The sequence below is a fragment of the Phyllobacterium chamaecytisi genome, from assembly GCF_020164455.1.
Taxonomy (GTDB): Bacteria; Pseudomonadota; Alphaproteobacteria; order Rhizobiales; family Rhizobiaceae; genus Phyllobacterium; species Phyllobacterium chamaecytisi.
Genome location: NZ_JAIQWW010000024.1, coordinates 53,971 through 73,096, shown reverse-complemented (window position 1 = coordinate 73,096; position 19,126 = coordinate 53,971). Strand labels below are relative to the sequence as shown.

Here is a 19,126-nt window from a genome sequence, read left to right as displayed (position 1 = left end):
GTTCTATTCTCCGGCCTGAGCGATTGGTGTCGCGGGCTGCAGGCCCAAGGGAATGTCGGTAGCGGATTCGGATGCGACAGGTACAGGCGACCGGATCGTCATGACGATGTTGTAAAGAGCAATCACCGCGCCAGCCAGGAACAGCAGACCACCGAATGCGCGCGCGATGTAGTAGGGGTGCATGGCGACAAGCGAGTCGACAAAGGAATAGCTTAAGGTGCCGCTGTCGTTGTAGGTCCGCCACATCAGACCTTGGATCACGCCGGAGTTCCACATCGCGAAGACATAGACAACCGTTCCGGACAGGGCGAGCCAGAAGTGCCATTCGACCAGCTTCGCCGAATAAAGTGCGGGGCGCTTCCATAACCAGGGGGTAAGAGCATAGAGCGAGCCGTAGGTGATCATAGCAACCCAACCTAAAGCGCCGGCATGGACGTGGCCGATGGTCCAGTCGGTATAATGGGATAGGGAGTTGACGGCGCGGATTGCCATGAAGGAGCCTTCGAACGTGGCGAGGCCGTAGAAGATCGCAGCCAGCATCATGAAACGAAGGACGGCATCGTCGCGCACCTTGTGCCAGGCTCCGTTGAGCGTCAGCAGCGCATTTCCGGCAGAGGCCCAGGACGGAACGAGCAGGACAACCGAGAACGCCATGCCAAGGCTCTGAACCCAGTGGGGGAGGGCCGTGTAGTGGAGGTGGTGCGAACCCGCCCACATATACATGAAGGTGATACCCCAGAAGCTGATGATCGAAGTTCTGTAAGAATAGATCGGACGGCCCGCCCGCTTCGGGAGGTAGTAGTACATCATCCCAAGGAAACCCGCCGTCAGGAAGAAGGCCACGGCGTTGTGGCCGTACCACCACTGCGTCATTGCATCCTGAACGCCGGAGAACAGCGAATAGCTTTTGGCGTGTCCGAAGGAGATGGGAACCGCGAGGTTGTTGATGATGTGCAGGAGGGCGACGACCAGGATGAAGGCCATATAGTACCAATTGGCCACGTAGATATGCGGTTCTTTGCGGCGCAGAAGGGTGCGAATGTAGATTGAGAAATAGACGACCCAGACCATGACCAGCCAGATGTCCGCATACCATTCCGGCTCGGCATATTCCTTTGACTGGGTGATGCCCATGAGATAGCCGCTCGCGGCCAGCACACAGAACAGGTTATAGCCGAGCAGCACAAACCATGGACTGAACTGATCCGGCAGGCGTGCGCGGGTTGTTCTTTGCAGAACATGAAATGATGTGGCGATGAGGGCGTTGCCGCCGAAACCGAAAATCACGCCACTGGTGTGGACCGGGCGCAGACGGCCGAAGCTTGCCCACGCGGCGTCAATAGTCAGTTCCGGCCAAGCCAGAAGGGCCGCAATCCACACGCCGACGAGCATACCGATCACTCCCCAGACCAACGTCAGGATGATGCCGACCTTGCTGGGTTCATCATAATACTCAGACAGGCGCGCCGGGGATGGCTCAGGGGCGTCGTAGGCGCGCAGCAGCGCCACAGCACCTGCGATTGCGCTGACTGCGATGACCCAGCCGTGCGTCCCGATAAGATCATCGCGCCCCGCTGCGGCCATCGTTACGCCAACACAAAGCAGGATGAGGAACGTAAGCGCTGCCAGTACACGCTCATTGCCAGTCAATTGTGAAATCACTTCGATTGCCCCCGATCATGAAAGCCGTCGCATTGATTGGTTTGGCTGTGATTAGTCCAATCCGCGTGCGTCCTACGTAGAATCCGTCGAGAGCAACTTAGCGTGCTGCCAAATCTCTTCTTTGATCCATGTCAAAGCCGCCCGGCCTTATATTGTTGTCGGCCGCCGAGGCCTCACGCGCATTCTCCAGGGACAAACCAAGAGCCGGAACGGTCACGACGTCCTGTTTAGCCCCCGGCTCAAATCGGCGGCGCTTCAAGAGCAAATAGGTTTCAGGCACGCCGGCAACGACGGCGGGAGGGGTGGAAGGATTGGCGTTCTGATCTGTCCAACTGTCTAAATTCTTCAAGATAGGTCTCTTTCCAGATAACATGCTGAGGGACCGCCCATGCCGGGCGGACACTCGCTTGGGAATCCACCACCAGCACGGGAGGCCAGAATCCGGCGGGATCGTCGGGATCGCCTTGATCTCTTCAGCTTCGCGGACTTCAGCCTGCGAGACTTCTCCCTGGGAATAGCCCCAATGAAGGAAGGGAGAGGCGGCAAGTGCGACAAGTATGAAGAAGCCCATTGTTGCGCCTTGGTGCTTCTTACAATCGTCCAGATCAGCGCCAGAAAGAGCAGAAAGATCGGGACCAGATTCGTTGTGAAGTTGACAGGCAATGAAAGAAGCAGAAATGGTCCGGTGTCGACCATCAGGGCATCAACAACAAACGTAATGATGACGGCGGACTATATGATTTTACTGTTTGGCATCGCGATGCCGGCTGGGCGCGGGGCTGGCTGCCGTGCCTCCGGTGGCCCAGACCGCCACCTTGGTCGGGCGGCACGGCGATATATTCTTCGAAGCGCGCGGCGGTCCCGGCCACAGATTTTGCCAGTCCAATTACGGCGTCTGTCTAGCTATGCTGCTTACGATGCAATTGCCTCGGGGCGTACCGTCTTGAAATACTGACTTTCGGGCCGATCAAGGCCCAGATGGCCGCGAAGTGTGGAAGCGCTATAAGAGCGGCGGAAGAGCCCGCGCGACTGTAGCAACGGCACGACTTCCGAGACAAACAGATCGAACTGCGTGGGGAGGACCGGCGGCATCACATTGAAGCCGTCCGCTGCGCCCGAGCGGAACCAGTCCTCGATGATGCCGGCGATCTGCTCGGGTGTGCCGGATGTCGCAAAATGGCCACGCGCGCCGGCGAGGCTGTGCAGCAGGGCGCGCAGCGTGGGCCTTTCGCGCGCCACGAGCGCCAGGATCGTCTCGGCTCGGCTTCGCGCCGCCTGAACCGTCAGCGGATCAGGGAAATCATCTACCGATAGGACGGTATCAAGGTCGAGATGCGAGAAATCGTAGCCGCTGAACCTGTTGGAAAGGCGCGCGAGTCCGACGCTCGGTTCAGAGAGTTCGTTCAATTCGCGCTCCGTGCGCTGCGCTTCTTCTTCAGTCGAGCCGATAGTCGGGCTGATGCCGGGCAAGATAACCAGCTGGTCGATATCGCGGCCCCGCGTCCGGGCCTGTGTCTTCAGATCCTTGTAGAACTCGATCGCGGCTGCCTTCTCCAGATGTGCGGTGAAGACCGCCTCGGCGTGGGCCGCAGCGAAATGTCTTCCGCTCTGTGACGAACCCGCCTGTACGAAGACCGGCCGTCCCTGCGGACCTCGGGAAATATTGAGTGGTCCCCGCACGCTGTGCCACTTGCCGTGATAATCGACGGGGGTGATGCGAGAAGGATCGGCATAGCGGCCGCTGTCGCGGTCGTCGAGCACAGCGTCGTCAGCCCAGCTATCCCAGAGCTTGGTGACAACGTCGACGAATTCGAAGGCACGTTCGTAGCGCTCGGCGTGTTCGATCTGACGGTCGTAGCCGAAGTTCGGGCCCGCGCCTCCTGCCCAGCTCGTCACGATGTTCCAGCCGACGCGTCCGTTGCTGATATGATCGAGCGACGCAAACTGACGGGCCAAATTGAAAGGCTGCGTGTAAGTCGTCGAGGCCGTGGCGATGAGACCGATGTTCTCGGTGGCGCGAGCAAGGGCCGCCAGCGTTGTCAACGGCTCCAGTTTGCCAGCAGCGCTGAACTCCACGCCTTCGCCAATCGCAAGAACATCGGCAAAGAACACGGCATCGAAGAGAGCGGCCTCGGCGCGGCGCGCCAAGTCCTCGTAGTACCGGATATCGGTCAACGCCAAAGGCGAGGAGGAAGAGTGTCGCCAGGCGGTTTCGTGGTGTCCGCGGCCGTTAACGAAAAGATTGAGGTGAAGTTGGCGGCTCATGGTCTATCTCCGGCGTGTTGAAGTTGATTGTTGGGGGAGAAGACGCCGAGAGCCGCAAGGAGCTCGGCGCGAAGCTGTTCAAAACGGGCGTCGGACTGCCGGCGCGGGGATGGAAGGTCGACATGGCGCTCATGGCTGATCCTTCCGTCTTCCATAACGAGGACGCGGTCGGCGAGCACCAGCGCCTCGTCTACGTCGTGGGTGACGAGCAGAACCGTTGGTTTGTGGGCCTTGACGAGAGATTGCAGCAACTCCTGCATCTTGATGCGCGTCAGCGCGTCGAGCGCCCCAAACGGCTCGTCGGCAAGCAGGAGTTTAGGTTCGCGAACAAGCGATCGGGCCAGCGCTGCGCGCTGCATTTCGCCGCCCGACAGCGTGTTCGGCCACGCCTGTTCGCGTTCGGAAAGGCCGACATCGGCCAACGCCTTGCGTGCCTTTTGCCGGAGTTCTGCGGGAGAAAGATGCAGGCCGAGCTGGACGTTGCGGATCACGTTTTCCCAGGGAAGCAGCCGGGAGTCCTGGAAGAGGACGGAGGAACTTTCGGGAAGCCACAGCTGGCCGTCCTTCTCCGCATCGTCGTCGAGATCAGCAAATGCCCTGAGCAGGGTGCTCTTGCCGGACCCGCTGCGGCCGATGAGAGCGACAAACTCGCCTTCGGCAATGGCAATCGAGATGTTGTCAAGGATAGTCTTGCCGGAGAATTTCCGCGTCAGCCCCCTGGCTTCCACGGCCACAGGCCGGGCCTCCCAGCCGGATGATTTCGTTGCAAGGTTCATGAGCCGATCACCTTTCGATAGGAAAGAGCCTTGCGTTCCCAGAGCCGGACCAGCCCGTCGGAGACGAGACCGAGCACCGCGTAGATGACGAGGCCCGCGACGATGATGTCTGTTTGGCCATAGTCGCGGGCGCGGTTCATCAGATATCCGATACCCTTCGTCGTGTTGATCTGCTCGAGCACGACAAGCGATGTCCAGCACGTGGTGACTGCAAGTCGGAGCCCGGTGAAAAAGCCGGGGAGGGCACCCGGCAACGCTACGCGACGAACGAACTCCAGGCGGCCAAGTCCCACAGTTCGCGCGAGTTCCACCAGCCTGAGATCGATACCGCGGAGTGCCGCATGCGTATTGATGTAAACCGGGATAAATACGCTCAGCGAGATGACGGCGATCTTCATTGTCTCGCCGATGCCGAGCCACAGGATCGCGAGCGGGATCAACGCGAGCGTCGGCACCGCGCGCTTGATCTGGACGAGGCCATCAATCGATGCCTCGCCAATGCGCGTCAAGCCCGAGACGAGTGCCAGAAGCAACCCGATAGCGACGCCAACGGCAAGCCCCACATAGGCGCGCTGGGCCGACGCCACGAGATGGGGCCCTAGCGTGCCATCGAGAAGAAGCTTCCAGCCGGTTGTGAGCGCCGTGGAAGGGGCCGCGAGATGTCGCGGTGAGAGAATTCCGGCAAGCGAGGCAATCTCCCAGATCACGAGAAGGACGACAGGTCCAAACAGCAGGCCGCGTGAACTCAGCCGCATCGGCGTCAGACGTGGCTTTGCCGACGCGCCCTTCTGCCGCCTGTAGTCAAGCTGCGGGGATGCCTCCGAATAGGCAGCATCCCACCTGGTCGTCAGCGCATGCGATACGATCCGCGAATGAGATTCCATCGGCCGTTTCCTTGATTGCGTTCCGTCAGTTGCTGCTGTTTGAAGCTGCGATCACTTCGTCGAAGCGCAGATCAAATTCCTTGGAGGCGTCGAGACGCTCGGGGAGGTCCCCTGCGTCAAAGATCAAATCGGCAAGCTCCTGCTGGCGGCCAACGACGGAGGAGAGAAGCGGGAATCCATCCTCACCTTCGGCCTTTACGATCGCGTCTCCTTCTGCCTTCGTCAGTTTTTGGGCCTTGACGTAATAGGCGTCGACCCAGGCATCCGGGTTCTGCTTCGACCAGCGGTTCGCCGCGATCCAATGGGCGACGAAGTCGCGTACTGCCGGTGCCTTGGCGGGGTCATCGAGAGCGACACGGCTGGCATAGAGGTAGCTGAGGGCACGCGGAAGGCGGTCGTGCTGGGCGGGGGAAATAACGCTCGCATCCTTGAACTCCGCAAGGTAGCGGGACAGATGCGGCTCGATCAACGGTGCAGCATCTACCTGGCCGGTACGGATGGCATCCTGAAAATCGGGCACGCGCAGCCGCACAAGTTCGACATCATCACGGGACAGACCCGCGAGTTTCAGGGCGAAGAGAACAAAAGGCTGGCGGCCGGAACCTTCGGCGTAGGCGATCTTCTTGCCCTTGAGTTCCTCAAGCGTGTTAATTGCGAGCCCGGGACGGACGGCGAAAGTATAGTCGGCGCTGGTCTGGGTGATCGCGGCGACAATCGGAAGATCTTCACCCGCAGCCTGGGCCTGGATGGGGGCGGCATTTCCCACCGTCGCGAGATCCACCGCTCCGGCGCGGAAGGCTTCAAGGATCTGCGGACCGCCGGCGAAATTGGCATAGTTGGCCTCAAAGCTAAGTTTGCCCTGCTCGCCGGAAGCCCGCATCAACGTCTGCAGCTTCTCATTCTGGTCAGCGACGACAATCTTCGTCCCCGCAGGCACGTCCTTCGGAAGGGCAACTTCCTCAGCCCTGGCGACGTCGTGTGGTGCCAAAGAAAACGCTGCGACAGCAATGGCCAGTCCGACGGCGTGAAACACCGCGCGCCTGTGAACGCATTTTGTCATTCTGGTTGCTCCATGTTGGCTTCAACTACGAAAAGCCTAGTGCATGACAAGCAGATCGCGAGGTAATTTCTACTAAATTAGTCGACATTACCGAAAACTATTGACGTGAGGGCCTTCAAAGCCGCGAATGCAATCGGGCGGGTGGTTGTCGCACTGTACTTAATCAGGGTCTTCCTCAATCTGTGTGGTGTTTGTGAACCAGCTGGCTTGGCCGTGATATGGCAGACATTAACAAGCTTGGGCCGTTCCAAATCCGCAACGATTGCCCTTGGCTAGAACCCTTGGGCCAGTTCCCGTCATCTATGGCCCCGACCCGAGTAATCTTCCTGGTACGAGCATGGTAACGCGGCGCTGCAGCTATGCGGGATCGTGTTGGCGCTGCCGGGAATGCTAGGGCTTCATCAACATTGTTCCACTGCGGTGAGCCAAAAGCTCAACGAATTCAGCAACCCGACATGTCAGGCTTGCATGGGGAGAAACGATTTCGGGCAGTTGATCAGACCAAACACCACAGATTGAGGAAGACCCTGATGAAATGCCGTACGACATACAGTTCGATGCGGTCTTCCTCCCGAGATGGTTCCTGCATACAGTCCCGAGTTGCTTGCCTTCGCAATCGTCGGGGACATCGGCGGCATGAACTTTCAAAACATGCCGGACTCGAAGACCAGGTGCGGATATTTCATTGTGCTTGCTGTGTTTTCGGCCTCTCCGGTGCCTCTATCACCGCATCAAGAGGTCAGCTTGCTAAAGCGCAGCTATCGCTGCTGAAGGAGGTGCCGAAATCAACGCGTTGACGTTGAATGGCTATGCTGCGCTGCACATATAGAGGGTGATGCACATCTGTCCTGTTGAGCCAACACAGCTCCATGTCGATCTTCTATATCTGGAGCCTTTAAGGCCGGGGGAGTGGCATGACCGCTAATAATGCACTCCTTCTGGTCAATCCGAACTCGAGGCGGGGCAAGGAAAACCTTCCTATTGTTCGCGAACATTTATCACGAGCGGGTATCGCATATCTCGAACTTCCACCCGAAAACACCGAGTCGCCGTCGAACGCCATAGTCCGCGTAGCAGACCAGGTGGCCAGCGTTATCGTTGGTGGCGGCGACGGTAGCTTGAACTCCGCTGCAAAAGGGCTCCTCGACACAGGGCTTCCGCTCGGTGTCCTTCCGTTGGGAACAGCGAACGATTTTGCGCGAACCATGGGTTTACCATTGGACCTCGCGACGGCTATAGACGTCATTGCCAAGGGCAAGACCGCACCGATTGATCTTGGCGAAGCCAATGGTCACCCGTTTTTCAATGTCGCCAGCATTGGCTTCAGCGCCGATCTGGCCATGTCGCTTACCGAGAAAGCGAAGAAGCGCTGGGGCAAGCTGGGGTACGGGCTGGTGGCTGCCAAGCTCCTCGCTCGCTCTCGACTTTTTACCGCCACACTGGATCACGACGGAAGAACCGAGGAACTGCGGACTTTACAGATAGCAGTCGGTAACGGTCGTTTTTATGGTGGGGGCATGACTGTTCAAGCTGATGCCACCGCCACCGATGGAATGCTGGACTTCTATAGCCTGGAAGTTGATCATTGGTGGAGTCTCCTGAGACTGCTTCCGAGTTTGCGAAATGGGACGCATGGTGACTGGGACGACGTTCGAGCGTTTTCCACTAAGGACCTTACGATTCACACAAGCAAACCACGTTCCGTGAACCTGGATGGTGAATTGAAGACCGAGACGCCGGTAAGGTTTAAAATCCGTGAGAACGCGGTGTCAGTCTTCGTTCCCTGATCCCGGGAGATCGAAAGAATCTAAGCCCCGATAAGGTCCCGATACGTCCCCGGCTCCAAACGAGCGACATATCGCCAAACAAAGTTGGCTGTAGTGAAAGCGAGTAGTAGCGCGCCTAATCGAGTGCTACGTCAATCCGCCTGGAATGAAATCGAGCTCGTCAGCCATAGCCTCAGAATCTGACTTTGCTGGCGACGCGACCAATCAAAAAATGAATTGAATCGGGAATTATCGATTCATCGGCTTGATTGTGGGGTTGCCGGGACGACGTGAAAACACGGAGTATAGGTACTCGAAGTCGTTTTGTTCGTGCGTCGTGCGTCGTAAATCGCACAATGGCTTGTGTGGTTGCCGCCCGGGATGCAAGAAGTTTTTGAGCCTTTATGAACAGTGATCGAGTGCGGTCTTGTGTCAGGCCTCATGGAAACGGCCTGTCTGGCGCCGCGGGCTGGTATGGTGATCTGCAGATCAGGTCCAAATCTCGCCTGCGAGCACAAAGGCTCAGAGCCATTAGCTGGTTTTCCCGATCCAGATCTGTTCGATCATTTTGCCCATTGAGGTCATTGCCTTCTCACACTGCTTTACCGGTGGTTGTCGCAGCGAAGATCACGCCGCCGCAATCAGTGCCGGATCGCTGTAATCTTCTCCCTTCGTCAACATGGCCCGGATTGCCCGCGCCATCTTGTTGGCCAGGGCGATTGCGACCAGCATCTTCGGTTTTCTCGCCAGCATCCGGTCCAGCCACGACCCCTCAGTGATGGACCTGCGCCCGAGCCGGCTCAACCGCGACATTGCCCCGATGATCAGCAACTGGCGGATGTCGGCCTGGCCGGCCTTCGAGACACGCTCGGGCCGCTCCTTGCCGCCCGAATGCTGTCGTGGAACAAGTCCAAGCCAGGCAGCGAAGTCTCGGCCACGCCTGAAGCTTGCCATCGCCGGGGCGAAGGCCTCGACTGCACGCGCGACGATCGGGCCAACCCCCGGCATTGTCTGCAACCGTCGTGTCGTATCGGTTTCCGCCGCCACTTCCTTGATCCTTCTGGTTTTGGTCTGGATCCGCACCGTCTTGTCGCCGGTTTGCGCCAGAAGATCCCGGCATTCCTCGCGGACCAGACCTGGCAGGTCGCTGCCTGGTTCCTCGAGAAGCGCCTCGATGCGCTTCAGGTGGACGATGCCCTGCGGGATTGTGTGACCTATTCGTAAAACACGGCTCGCAGGGCATTGACAAGTTCGGTGCGCTGACGGACGAGACGTTCACGGGCCCGGAACAGTACCGCCCTGGCTTGTTGCCATTGCGACCTTGGTTCCACGAAGCGCCTCCTCCGGCCGCTGCGATCACGATCGCCTCAGCGTCGGCCGCATCGTTTTTTGCGAAACTTCGACTGACCCGTCATCGACGCTCCGTGGAGCTGGAAAACACTCTTTGCCAGATCCACACCCATCATCGTATCCTTCATTTTGCCGCCTTCTCCGCTTTGTGGGTTAACGCACCACATTGCGATGCCGTCAGGGGAGGGCGGCAACCATCCCATCTCAATTGGAACAGACTTCGGTAAGTGCTCGGGCCTATTTAAAGGCGCTTACCTTAGTTCCCTGCTATTTAAACGAAGGCCCCCTTGCTTAAATAGTGGCAGGAACTTGTACTCCCCAAGCCTTTCATCGAGATAGCCGATCAAGGAACCGCAATTCGCACCGAAAGTCCGGACGACCTCCGCGTAGTCCTGGCCGACATTGGGCACTTGCCAGCATTTGTCTTCGCGATGCGGTCAGCCGAGTTCTTGGGCGAGTCCGATGAGGAGCCCTTCAGGCCCACGGATGTAGCAGAGCCGATACACGTCCTTATACTGGACTACTTCGCCTACAAGCTGCGCGCCGCGCGTGTGAAGCTTCTCAAGCGTTTCGTCTATGTCGTCTACTGTGAACATGGCGCGGAGGTAGCCGAGGGAATTGACCGGTGCGTTCCTATGATCCGAGACGACGGTCGGCCTGAGAAAGCGTGAGAGCTCGAGTCGGCTGTGGCCGTCCGGTGTGCGCATCATGGCAATTTCGACACGCTGATCGCCCAGTCCCGTCACACGTCCGGCCCATTCTCCTTCGACGTTGGCCCGCCCTTCGAGCTCGAGACCGAGTTCGCTAAAAAAATCAATCGTCGTTTCGAGGTCTTCGACGACAATTCCTACGTTGTCCATCCGCTTGAGCGCCATGTTTCCAATCTCCAGGTTGTCCTTCCAATCGCCAAGTCGTCTAGCCTAACAACCGACGCCTGAGCAAGACGGCGGTACAGCATCGCGGAAACGGAGCTGCAAAGATTGTGTCGTTTGACCTGGTGAAATGGCCAGGTGAGCTTAGATTGGAGAGCCGGTCGCGTCGGGCTGAGATTTTGCCTACACTCTGTCTTCGGCACCGATAAGGCACGTGATGCCGACGCCGAACCGTGCTAGCCTGTCGATGACCATGACGGATGAATCAACTATTGAGCCTTTGGAAGTGCAACTTAGGTTGGCCATGCTGGCTGGTGACGTCGAGGCTTTGGAGGCTTTGCTCGCCGATGACATGACCTCCATCGACCATCTTGGTCGGCGGGCGGATAAGTCTCAGGAACTTGAGGCCTATCGGACGGAAGTTCTCAAGCTGGATCAGCTCGACGTTTATGACAGCATCATCAAGCCGATAGCCAATGCAGCTTCGGTTTCCCTGCGCGCCAGAATTGGCGGTATGTATTACGGAGAAACGTTTTCGGCAAAAGTTGCCTACACCAGAGTTTGGGCTTGCCGACAGGGCGTTTGGACAGTCATTTCCATGCACTATTCCCTGGTTACAATTTAGTCGGTCGTCCCAGCCGCCAATTGCAGGATTCGGCATCTTATCTTCTGAAGGCGGTGTTTCGCGTCGGATATCTGCCGTTGAAGAGAACTGGAATGCCAGTTCCGGTCCTGGGATCGACCGCATGAATATGAAGGTGCGGCTCGGTCGAATTGCCCGAGTTACCGACCTGACCCAGGTGCTGACCGATGGACACGGAGGTGCGCGACCGAACCTCGATACTTCCTTGCCGAAAATGGGCCAGTTCAACCTGCATCCCATTGCATGACAGAACGATATGGTTGCCGGCGGCATTGTCCCGGTCGGTCTTGGGCGCAGGCAAATCCGGCAAGCCGTCTTTAACTGAGACGACCCGTCCCCTCGCAGGGACTGACTACGGACGCTCCGAAGATAAAATAGCTGGCAGGATCCGATGGCAGGATGCTCTTGGATCGAAAGCCAGCTTCGTTTATCGCGGTGATGTCCAGGGCGTAGCGTTGCGCGCGATGACTGGCATGATGGTTAAGCAAGGCAATGCTACCGCCATGTGCGATGACAAAATGACCGCGCTCCAGTGGGAACGCGAGCGAGCGAGAATTCTCCGGCTTCGCAAAGCCGGTCAGAATGTAGGCCAGTACCGCGCTGAACAGGGTGAGCGAAACGCCCGTCGGCAAATGCTGCGCCCAGAACCGCGAAACTTTCGGAATACGCCATGGTCGCCGAACGTGGCTGACAAGGGAGACCGATGCCACGACCAAGACCAAACCTACGAGGATAAGGCGCGTCCAAAGCCCCGCAATGTCCCATCGGCCGACGAGAATTATCAGCAGGAAGAAAGCCGCCGTATCGAGCGCAACCAGAAGCCATCCTGGAAAGCTGGGCTCGTCGAGCTGCCAAAGTTTCCAGACAAGAGCAAGCGGGACGATGACGCAGACCGCCATCATCAATCCCACCATTGCCAGCGAGACGTTCATCGCACCTCCAGCTTAGGTTGCCCCACCTCACTTGGCACCGACGCTCCGGCACCAGTCTCCAAGTATAACCTCAATCTCAACAGCAGGATCGGCGTCGCGCTTGAACGCCCACCAGATAAGGGCTCCCTGCCATACGCTGGCCATTTGCCAGCCCATCCGCTCGGCAAGCGCAGCTTCTTTGGTCAACCGCCTGCCCAAGGACTGAGCGAGATATGTACCCCAGGCGGCTCCACGTGCCCGAAGCGTCGGATTTCGCAAATCCTCCCGCAACAGATACGGCGCATATGTTTTCCGCTGTCTTCTCATTGATATTACGCACGATGTTGCGCTTTCTGCACGATGATGCGGCCAGCGTCCGTTCTCAAAACATGCAGTTTGCGCCAGGGTTCAAAGGGCGAACTGTTGCCCGCACATTCGGGCAGCAGCTCAAACTTGGGCCCTGATCCGCATATCAGGTCATCGAACCCCGCTATAGCCTTCAGGCGACATCTTCACCGCTTGCAATACGTCTAACTTCACCGGCGGCTGCGTCGAGAATGCCTTGCGATAAATCCTCTTCCTTAATGAGGCGCGATAGCGTGACAGCACCCACCATCAGAGACAATATCGCCATTGCCTTGCCGCTGGGATTGGAGCTCTTGGCGTCGTCCATCAGTTCATCCAGGACCTCAAAGTGAGCCCGGATCCCATCCTCAAATGGACGCCTGACCTCTTCACTCTGGCGCGCCGCGTCAGATCCCAGCGCTACGAGAGGGCAACCGTCGGCCTTTTCCCCGACATGTCCCGGTGAGAGGTAGAACTCCAGGACTGCTTCGAGAGGATCGGAGCTTTTCGCTGCTGCTGTCGACCATCTGCGCGTGGCGCTTTCCATTGCCCGCCTGGAGGCCTGCGCAGCAAGGTCGTCCTTGGATGCGAACTGCTTGTAGAACGCGCCTTGCGTTAGGCCGGCACCCTTCATCAGATCCTTCAGGCCGATCCCATCGAAGCCATGCTCTCGAAAGAGACGGCTCGCGACGTTGATCACGGTTTCCCGATTTTCCTCGGCCTGTGCGCGGCTCACTCTCATGTCGACCTCCAATTAGATTTCGTTTGACATCTATAGCGTAATTAGATTTAGATCACAATCTAATTGGTGCAGATCGCTCGTCAAGTAGAGAATGTAAAATGAAACGCAAATACGTCCTGACTTTTGTCGGTCTCTTGGGAGTGGCGGCGGCCGCTGCCTTTTTCCTGGTGTCCGAAACCACTGAACGGAAAGCCGAAGCCGCAGATCCAAGGACGGTTGCGCCGCTCGTAAGGGTGGCCGAGGCGAAGAAGACGGATACAGCGGAGAGGTCGTTTACCGGCACCGTCGCTTCGCGCGTACAGAGCAATCTCGGGTTTCGGGTTCCGGGCAAGATCGTCCAGCGGATGGTCGATGTGGGTCAGCAGGTGAGACAAGGCCAGGCCCTGATGCGCATCGATGAAACCGATCTCCAACTCGCGCTTACAGCGAAGCGCAATACGGTCATCGCAGCGCGGGCTGTCCTGATCCAGGTACAAGCAGATGAGAAGCGCTATGCGGCGCTGGTGAAAAATGGATTGGCTGCCACCCCACAGCGTTATGAACAAGCCAAAGCGGCTCTCGACACGGCCACTGCCCAGCTTGCCGCGGCTGAAGCTGACGCCAGGGTCGCAGAAAACGCAGCTTCCTATACCGTCCTTCTTGCAGATTCAGATGGAACCGTCGTCGATACTCTTGGAGATACCGGACAGGTCGTGGCTGCGGGCCAGACGGTCGTGCAACTCGCGAAGGCTGGGCCACGTGAAGCTGTTGTTTGGCTACCTGAGACTTTGCGGCCCGACATAGGGTCCGAAGCTGAGGCCAATGTCTATGGTGGCGGCAGTCTAAGCGGAAAAGCTCGCTTGCGACAGATCTCTGATGCCGCCGATCCGCAAACCCGTACTTACGATGCGCGGTATGTTCTCGAGGGCGCCGCCGCTGCGGCCCCGCTCGGTTCGACGGTGACGATTAGAATCCTGGACACGAACAGGCAATCGGAAGTCGCCATTCCTGTAGGCGCCATCTTGGACGACGGTAGCCGGACAGGTGTGTGGGTTGTCAACGGCGCCACGTCCACTGTGAAGTTCACCCCGGTCAAAGTTCAGCGGATCGGCGAGGAGACGGCATTTGTCACGGGCATTGGAATTGGTGAGCAGGTTGTCGCTCTGGGCGCGCATCTTCTGGAAAATGGCGCAGCCGTCAGAACTGCCTCGCAGCAAGAGGTGACAAGGTAATGAGCTTCAATCTTTCAGCCATCGCGGTTCGCGAACGCGCCGTTACCTTTTTCTTTATCGTTCTGTTGGCCGTGGCGGGGGCGTACGCCTTCGTCAAGCTGGGACGCGCCGAGGATCCTTCCTTCACCATCAAGACCCTGACGGTCACTTCAGTCTGGCCAGGTGCCACTGCGCGTGAAATGCAGGATCTTGTCGCCGAGCCACTTGAGAAGCGCATCCAGGAACTCACCTGGTATGACCGTGTCGAAACAACTGCCCGGCCTGGCTACGCTTTCCTCACCGTGACTTTGAAGGATAGCATGCCGCCGGCCGCCGTCGAAGAGGAGTTCTATCAGGCTCGCAAGAAGCTGAGCGATGAAGCCCGAAATCTCCCTCCAGGCGTCATTGGTCCCTTCGTCAACGATGAATATTCCGATGTGAGCTTCGGTCTTTATGCACTTAAGGCAAAGGGGATGCCGATGCGCGACTTGGTTCGGCAGGCGGAGGTCATCCGTCAAGATCTCCTGCATGTTCCGGGTGTCAAGAAAATCAACATCCTTGGAGAGCGCCCCGAACAGATCTTCGTCGAATTTTCCTATGCCAAGCTTGCGACACTTGGAATATCGGCGACCGATATCGCCGCAGCTTTGCAGAGACAGAATACGGTCACGCCCGCCGGCTCCATCGATACGCGTGGGCCACAGGTCTTCATCCGTTTCGACGGAGCCTATAACAGCGTGCAGGCGATCGCCGATACGCCAATCGCTGCGGCCGGACGGACGCTGAAGCTCTCCGATCTAGCGGATGTGCGGCGCGGGTATCAGGATCCCGCGACTTACGTCATCCGCCATGAGGGCGAGCCGACAATCATGCTGGGTGCCGTGATGCAACAGGGCTGGAATGGTCTTGATCTCGGCAAGGCGCTTGAAGCGCGATCCGCCGCGATCGCGCAGACACTGCCGCTGGGCATGACGCTCACCAAAGTCAGCGATCAGGCCGTCAACATCGACGAGGCGGTCGGCGAATTCATGCTCAAGTTCGCAATGGCGCTTGGCGTCGTGTTGTTCGTGAGCCTCGTCGCCCTCGGCTGGCGCGTCGGCATCGTTGTCGCGCTCGCTGTGCCGCTGACGCTTGCGGTGGTCTTCCTCATCATGCTGGAAACCGGCCGGTTCTTCGATCGTATCACGCTCGGCGCGTTGATCCTTGCGCTAGGACTTCTTGTAGACGACGCCATCATTGCCATTGAGGTGATGGTGGTGAAGATGGAGGAGGGCATGGGCCGCATCAAGGCGGCCGCCTACGCCTGGAGCCATACGGCGGCGCCAATGCTGTCCGGCACCCTCGTCACAATCATTGGTCTGATGCCCGTGGGCTTTGCAAGATCGACTGCAGGTGAATATGCCGGCAACATTTTCTGGGTCGTGGGCTTCGCGCTGATCGTTTCGTGGTTTGTTGCCGTGATCTTTACCCCGTACCTCGGCGTCAAGTTGCTGCCTGACATCAAGCCGGTCGAGGGTGGACATCACGCCATCTATGATACGCCGAACTATCGTCGCCTGCGCTCCCTCATCGAGTTCGCGGTTCGCCATAAATTCATGGTATGCGCCGTGGTCGGCATCACGATGGCTGTTTCGGTCATGGGGATGGGAATTGTAAAACAGCAGTTCTTCCCGACATCGGATCGGCCTGAAGTGCTGGTCGAAGTTCGCATGCCCGAAGGCACAAGCATCGAGACCACGACAGCCGCAGTGGAGAAAGTCGAGGGCTGGCTGCAAACTCAGCCGGAAGCAAAAATCGTCACCAGCTATGTAGGGCAGGGTGCGCCCCGCTTCTTCTTTGCCATGGCACCGGAACTTCCCGATCCCGCCTTCGCCAAGGTCGTTGTGCTCACCCCCGATGCCCATGCGCGTGAGGCTTTGAAGTATCGTCTGCGCGCCGCCATTTCCGGGGGGCTTGTCCCTGAGGCGTCCGTCCGCGTAACGCAGCTTGTCTTTGGGCCCTACACGCCGTTTCCGGTCGAGTTTCGGATCATGGGACCGGATCCGGATGAACTTTACAAAATCTCCGAGCAGGCTCTTGCTATCATGAAAAGTGTTCCAGATGTCCGACAGGCCAACCGGGATTGGGGCAACCGAACTCCGGTGCTGCGGTTTGTCCCCGACCAGGATCGGCTCAATCTGATCGGTCTCTCCCCCTCTGAGGCAGCCCAGCAGATGCAGTTGCTGCTCAGCGGCATCCCTGTCACGCAAGTGCGCGACAACATCCGCAACGTCCCTGTTGTCGCACGTAGCGCAGGTGACAACCGGCTCGATCCTTCAAGGCTGGGCGATTTCTCGCTCATGAGCAGGGATGGCCGTCAGGTCCCCCTTGATCAGATCGGCCATTCCGAGATCCGGTTTGAGGAGCCAATTCTCAAACGCCGCGATCGCACACCGGTTATCACGATAAGATCCGATATCAACGAGGCAACGCAACCCCCGGAAGTCTCACAGCAAGTCATGAAGGCGCTTCAGCCGCTGATCGCATCGCTTCCCGTCGGGTACCGCATCGAAATGGGCGGCAACATCGAGGAATCCCTCAAGGCCAATGTCGCACTCGTCAAGATATTTCCGGCCATGATTGCAGCCATGCTTATCGTCATCATCCTCCAGGTTCGCAGCCTGTCAACGATGACGATGGTCATGTTGACCGCACCCCTCGGACTTGCCGGGGTGGTCCCGACGTTGCTTCTTTTCAATCAGCCGTTCGGCTTTAACGCCATTCTCGGGTTGATAGGATTGGCAGGTATCCTCATGCGCAACACGCTGATCCTGACCGAGCAAATCAAGGAAAACCAAGCTGCCGGGCTCGATGATTATCACGCCGTCATTGAAGCGACTGTGCAGCGGACACGCCCTGTCATCCTGACCGCGCTTGCAGCGATCCTGGCCTTCATTCCACTGACCCACTCGGTGTTTTGGGGATCGATGGCGTACACGCTGATTGGGGGAACGGCGGCGGGTACCGTGATGATCCTGCTCTTCCTTCCAGCTCTGTACGCGGTGTGGTTCCGGATCAAGCCAACGAAAGAAGACAGCCACGGGGAAACGACTGAAGACCTGAAACCGCCGGTGGCGCTGGCTGCGGAGTAGGACGATCCTGGTCGAGTCGCGATGTCTCTCCGAGCGCTCAGCGAGCGCCTTATGTCGACCTCGATACACGAAGCGCCCTGAACCCTGGTTGGTTGCCAACTTCGAAATGAGCCGTCATGAGGCGACGTGACTTCAAAGAGATTTATGACGTAGACCGCATGCGCCAACGCATTGTGGTAAATATATTATCACGACTCAAATAGGACAAACATCAGGTGCCGCTAACCAATCCTGGCCGACGAAGCCCCAGATGATCTCTCAGAGTTGAACCTTGATAGTCGGTACGAAACAGGCCGCGTTCCTGAAGGATCGGCACGACCAATTGCGTAAAGTCCTCGAGACCCTCCGGAAAGAAAGGTGGCATGATGTTGAAGCCGTCGGCCGCGTATCCGTCGAACCACTGCTGCAGACGGTCGGCTATCTCCACGGGCGTCCCGAGCACGATGTGGTGGCCGCGACCGGCGGCGACGCGCAGCGCCAGCTGGCGGATCGTCAGGGTCTCGCGTCTGGCAAGCGCCGTCAGAAGCTCGGCACGGCTGCGTAACTGGTCGGAGATAGGCAGGTCCGGCAGCGGACCGTCCGCATCGTAATCGGCAAGGCTGTGCCCAATGCGCTCTTCCAGCAACGGCATGCCGCTCTTCAGATCGGTCCACTGGTCGAGTTGCGCCAGTTTTTCCGCGGCCTCGGCAGAAGTGCGGCCGATAACCGGCAGGAAGCCCGGCATAACCGCAACGTCGTTCGCCTGACGGCCGCCCCGAACGACGCGTTCTTTCAGGCCTTTATAGAAAGCCTGGGCTTCCTCGATGCTCTGCTGGGCGGTGAACACCACGTCGGCTGTGCGGGCGGCGAGGTCCTGGCCCGGGCCCGAGGAGCCTGCCTGAATGAGGATCGGATGGCCCTGCGGAGCGCGCGGGATGTTGAGCGGGCCTTTCACCGAGAAATATTTGCCCTTGTGGTCGAGGATGTGAAGCTTGGCCGGATCGGCATAGATGCCGTTGCCCTTGTCCTTGATGAAGGCGTCGTCGTCCCAGCTGTCCCAGAGGCCACGCACCACATCGACGAATTCTTCGGCAACGGCGTAACGCTCGTCATGCTCGGGATGCGACTTCGTAAAATTGTTGGCGGTGCGGGCATAGGACGTCGTGACGATGTTCCAGGCGGCACGGCCGTGGCTCAGGTGATCGATCGAGGAAAACGCCCGGGCGACGTGATAGGGCTCGCCATAGGTGGTGGACGAGGTCGCCGCCAGCCCGATCCTGTCGGTCACAACAGCCAGCGCCGCCAGTAGCGTCAGCGGTTCGAAGCGGGCAATGGTCGAGGGATGGGCGTCGGCTCCGCTGGTCAGGCCGTCGGCAAGAAAAACCATGTCGAACTTGGCGGCCTCGGCCATCTGCGCCACGCGCCGCAGCAGATTGAAGTTCTCGCTGCCCGCTTCCGCCCGCGGATGGCGCCAGCCGGAGACGTGATGGCCAGCGCCCTGAAGGAACAGGCCCAGATGGATTTCTCTCTTGGTGGTCATGACATCTCTT

16 protein-coding genes and 1 pseudogene are annotated in these 19,126 nt (G+C 58.5%); 4 read left to right on the top strand and 13 right to left on the bottom strand.

Translation table 11 applies throughout. The features are described from left to right. Positions 1-3: 3 nt before the first annotated feature. The 6 genes from ccoN to LB462_RS27100 all read right to left on the bottom strand — a co-directional run bounded on the left by ccoN (position 4) and on the right by LB462_RS27100 (position 6,647). On the bottom strand, positions 4-1,659 hold the full coding sequence (gene ccoN, locus LB462_RS27125) for a cytochrome-c oxidase, cbb3-type subunit I (RefSeq protein ID WP_224514568.1): 1,656 nt from the start codon (positions 1,657-1,659) through the stop codon (positions 4-6). A 100-nt stretch (positions 1,660-1,759) separates the two neighbouring features. Beyond that, on the bottom strand, positions 1,760-2,011 hold the full coding sequence (locus tag LB462_RS27120) for a hypothetical protein (protein ID WP_224514498.1): 252 nt from the start codon (positions 2,009-2,011) through the stop codon (positions 1,760-1,762). 563 nt (positions 2,012-2,574) lie between these two features. Continuing rightward, positions 2,575-3,927 (bottom strand): LLM class flavin-dependent oxidoreductase, encoded by a 1,353-nt coding sequence (locus LB462_RS27115; RefSeq protein ID WP_224514496.1) that lies wholly within the window; start codon positions 3,925-3,927, stop codon positions 2,575-2,577. Then, a complete protein-coding gene (locus LB462_RS27110; RefSeq protein ID WP_224514494.1) occupies positions 3,924-4,703 on the bottom strand; it encodes an ABC transporter ATP-binding protein in 780 nt (259 codons plus the stop codon). Before LB462_RS27110 ends, LB462_RS27115 begins: the two co-directional genes overlap by 4 nt. Beyond that, on the bottom strand, positions 4,700-5,554 hold the full coding sequence (locus LB462_RS27105; protein WP_370637316.1) for an ABC transporter permease: 855 nt from the start codon (positions 5,552-5,554) through the stop codon (positions 4,700-4,702). The genes LB462_RS27110 and LB462_RS27105 overlap by 4 nt, the downstream gene beginning before the upstream one ends. Before the next feature lie 58 nt (positions 5,555-5,612). Continuing rightward, positions 5,613-6,647 carry an ABC transporter substrate-binding protein gene (locus LB462_RS27100; protein ID WP_224514491.1) on the bottom strand — a complete coding sequence of 345 codons (1,035 nt, stop codon included), beginning with the start codon at positions 6,645-6,647 and terminating at the stop codon, positions 5,613-5,615. Positions 6,648-7,561: 914 nt separating this feature from the next. Between LB462_RS27100 and LB462_RS27095 the strand changes: the two genes are divergently transcribed. Continuing rightward, on the top strand, positions 7,562-8,434 hold the full coding sequence (locus tag LB462_RS27095; protein ID WP_224514489.1) for a lipid kinase: 873 nt from the start codon (positions 7,562-7,564) through the stop codon (positions 8,432-8,434). Positions 8,435-9,040: 606 nt separating this feature from the next. Here the strand turns inward: LB462_RS27095 and LB462_RS31830 are convergent. Both LB462_RS31830 and LB462_RS27085 read right to left on the bottom strand, forming a co-directional pair. Then, a pseudogene (locus tag LB462_RS31830) lies at positions 9,041-9,891 on the bottom strand (IS110 family RNA-guided transposase). A 309-nt stretch (positions 9,892-10,200) separates the two neighbouring features. Beyond that, positions 10,201-10,638: a VOC family protein gene (locus LB462_RS27085; RefSeq protein ID WP_224514487.1), complete on the bottom strand. Its 438-nt coding sequence runs from the start codon at positions 10,636-10,638 to the stop codon at positions 10,201-10,203. Positions 10,639-10,852: 214 nt separating this feature from the next. Here LB462_RS27085 and LB462_RS27080 point away from each other — a divergent pair, with 214 nt between their 5' ends. After that, positions 10,853-11,260: a nuclear transport factor 2 family protein gene (locus tag LB462_RS27080; protein WP_224514484.1), complete on the top strand. Its 408-nt coding sequence runs from the start codon at positions 10,853-10,855 to the stop codon at positions 11,258-11,260. 37 nt (positions 11,261-11,297) lie between these two features. On the opposite strand, the gene LB462_RS31640 is transcribed toward LB462_RS27080, so the two are convergent. The 4 genes from LB462_RS31640 to LB462_RS27060 form a co-directional block, all read right to left on the bottom strand. Next, entirely contained in the window at positions 11,298-11,513 is a 216-nt protein-coding gene (locus tag LB462_RS31640; protein ID WP_370637315.1) for a peptidoglycan DD-metalloendopeptidase family protein, read from the bottom strand. An 82-nt stretch (positions 11,514-11,595) separates the two neighbouring features. After that, complete coding sequence (locus tag LB462_RS27070) at positions 11,596-12,210, bottom strand: hypothetical protein (protein WP_224514483.1); 615 nt, start codon at positions 12,208-12,210, stop codon at positions 11,596-11,598. 27 nt (positions 12,211-12,237) lie between these two features. Further along, positions 12,238-12,516 (bottom strand): hypothetical protein, encoded by a 279-nt coding sequence (locus LB462_RS27065; protein WP_370637309.1) that lies wholly within the window; start codon positions 12,514-12,516, stop codon positions 12,238-12,240. A gap of 172 nt (positions 12,517-12,688) precedes the next feature. After that, entirely contained in the window at positions 12,689-13,276 is a 588-nt protein-coding gene (locus tag LB462_RS27060) for a TetR/AcrR family transcriptional regulator (RefSeq protein ID WP_224514482.1), read from the bottom strand. A 98-nt stretch (positions 13,277-13,374) separates the two neighbouring features. Between LB462_RS27060 and LB462_RS27055 the strand changes: the two genes are divergently transcribed. Both LB462_RS27055 and LB462_RS27050 read left to right on the top strand, forming a co-directional pair. Continuing rightward, the gene (locus LB462_RS27055) at positions 13,375-14,487 is read left to right on the top strand and encodes an efflux RND transporter periplasmic adaptor subunit (RefSeq protein ID WP_224514471.1); all 1,113 of its coding nucleotides are present in this window, start codon (positions 13,375-13,377) and stop codon (positions 14,485-14,487) included. After that, positions 14,487-17,597, top strand: a complete 3,111-nt coding sequence (locus LB462_RS27050) for an efflux RND transporter permease subunit (RefSeq protein ID WP_224514469.1) — start codon at positions 14,487-14,489, stop codon at positions 17,595-17,597. Before LB462_RS27055 ends, LB462_RS27050 begins: the two co-directional genes overlap by 1 nt. A gap of 211 nt (positions 17,598-17,808) precedes the next feature. Here LB462_RS27050 and LB462_RS27045 read toward each other — a convergent pair whose 3' ends face one another. Further along, positions 17,809-19,116, bottom strand: a complete 1,308-nt coding sequence (locus LB462_RS27045) for an LLM class flavin-dependent oxidoreductase (RefSeq protein WP_224514467.1) — start codon at positions 19,114-19,116, stop codon at positions 17,809-17,811. Positions 19,117-19,126: the final 10 nt, after the last annotated feature.

Bases quoted from the DNA above. Each gene is read 5' to 3' on its own strand.
- LB462_RS27085 (WP_224514487.1), bottom strand. From the start codon at position 10,638: ATGGCGCTCAAGCGGATGGACAACGTAGGAATTGTCGTCGAAGACCTC.
- LB462_RS27080 (WP_224514484.1), top strand. From the start codon at position 10,853: ATGCCGACGCCGAACCGTGCTAGCCTGTCGATGACCATGACGGATGAA.
- LB462_RS31640 (WP_370637315.1), bottom strand. From the start codon at position 11,513: ATGCAGGTTGAACTGGCCCATTTTCGGCAAGGAAGTATCGAGGTTCGG.
- LB462_RS27050 (WP_224514469.1), top strand. From the start codon at position 14,487: ATGAGCTTCAATCTTTCAGCCATCGCGGTTCGCGAACGCGCCGTTACC.
- LB462_RS27070 (WP_224514483.1), bottom strand. From the start codon at position 12,210: ATGAACGTCTCGCTGGCAATGGTGGGATTGATGATGGCGGTCTGCGTC.
- LB462_RS27060 (WP_224514482.1), bottom strand. From the start codon at position 13,276: ATGAGAGTGAGCCGCGCACAGGCCGAGGAAAATCGGGAAACCGTGATC.
- LB462_RS27100 (WP_224514491.1), bottom strand. From the start codon at position 6,647: ATGACAAAATGCGTTCACAGGCGCGCGGTGTTTCACGCCGTCGGACTG.
- LB462_RS27095 (WP_224514489.1), top strand. From the start codon at position 7,562: ATGACCGCTAATAATGCACTCCTTCTGGTCAATCCGAACTCGAGGCGG.
- LB462_RS27110 (WP_224514494.1), bottom strand. From the start codon at position 4,703: ATGAACCTTGCAACGAAATCATCCGGCTGGGAGGCCCGGCCTGTGGCC.
- LB462_RS27055 (WP_224514471.1), top strand. From the start codon at position 13,375: ATGAAACGCAAATACGTCCTGACTTTTGTCGGTCTCTTGGGAGTGGCG.
- LB462_RS27115 (WP_224514496.1), bottom strand. From the start codon at position 3,927: ATGAGCCGCCAACTTCACCTCAATCTTTTCGTTAACGGCCGCGGACAC.
- LB462_RS27065 (WP_370637309.1), bottom strand. From the start codon at position 12,516: ATGAGAAGACAGCGGAAAACATATGCGCCGTATCTGTTGCGGGAGGAT.
- LB462_RS27045 (WP_224514467.1), bottom strand. From the start codon at position 19,116: ATGACCACCAAGAGAGAAATCCATCTGGGCCTGTTCCTTCAGGGCGCT.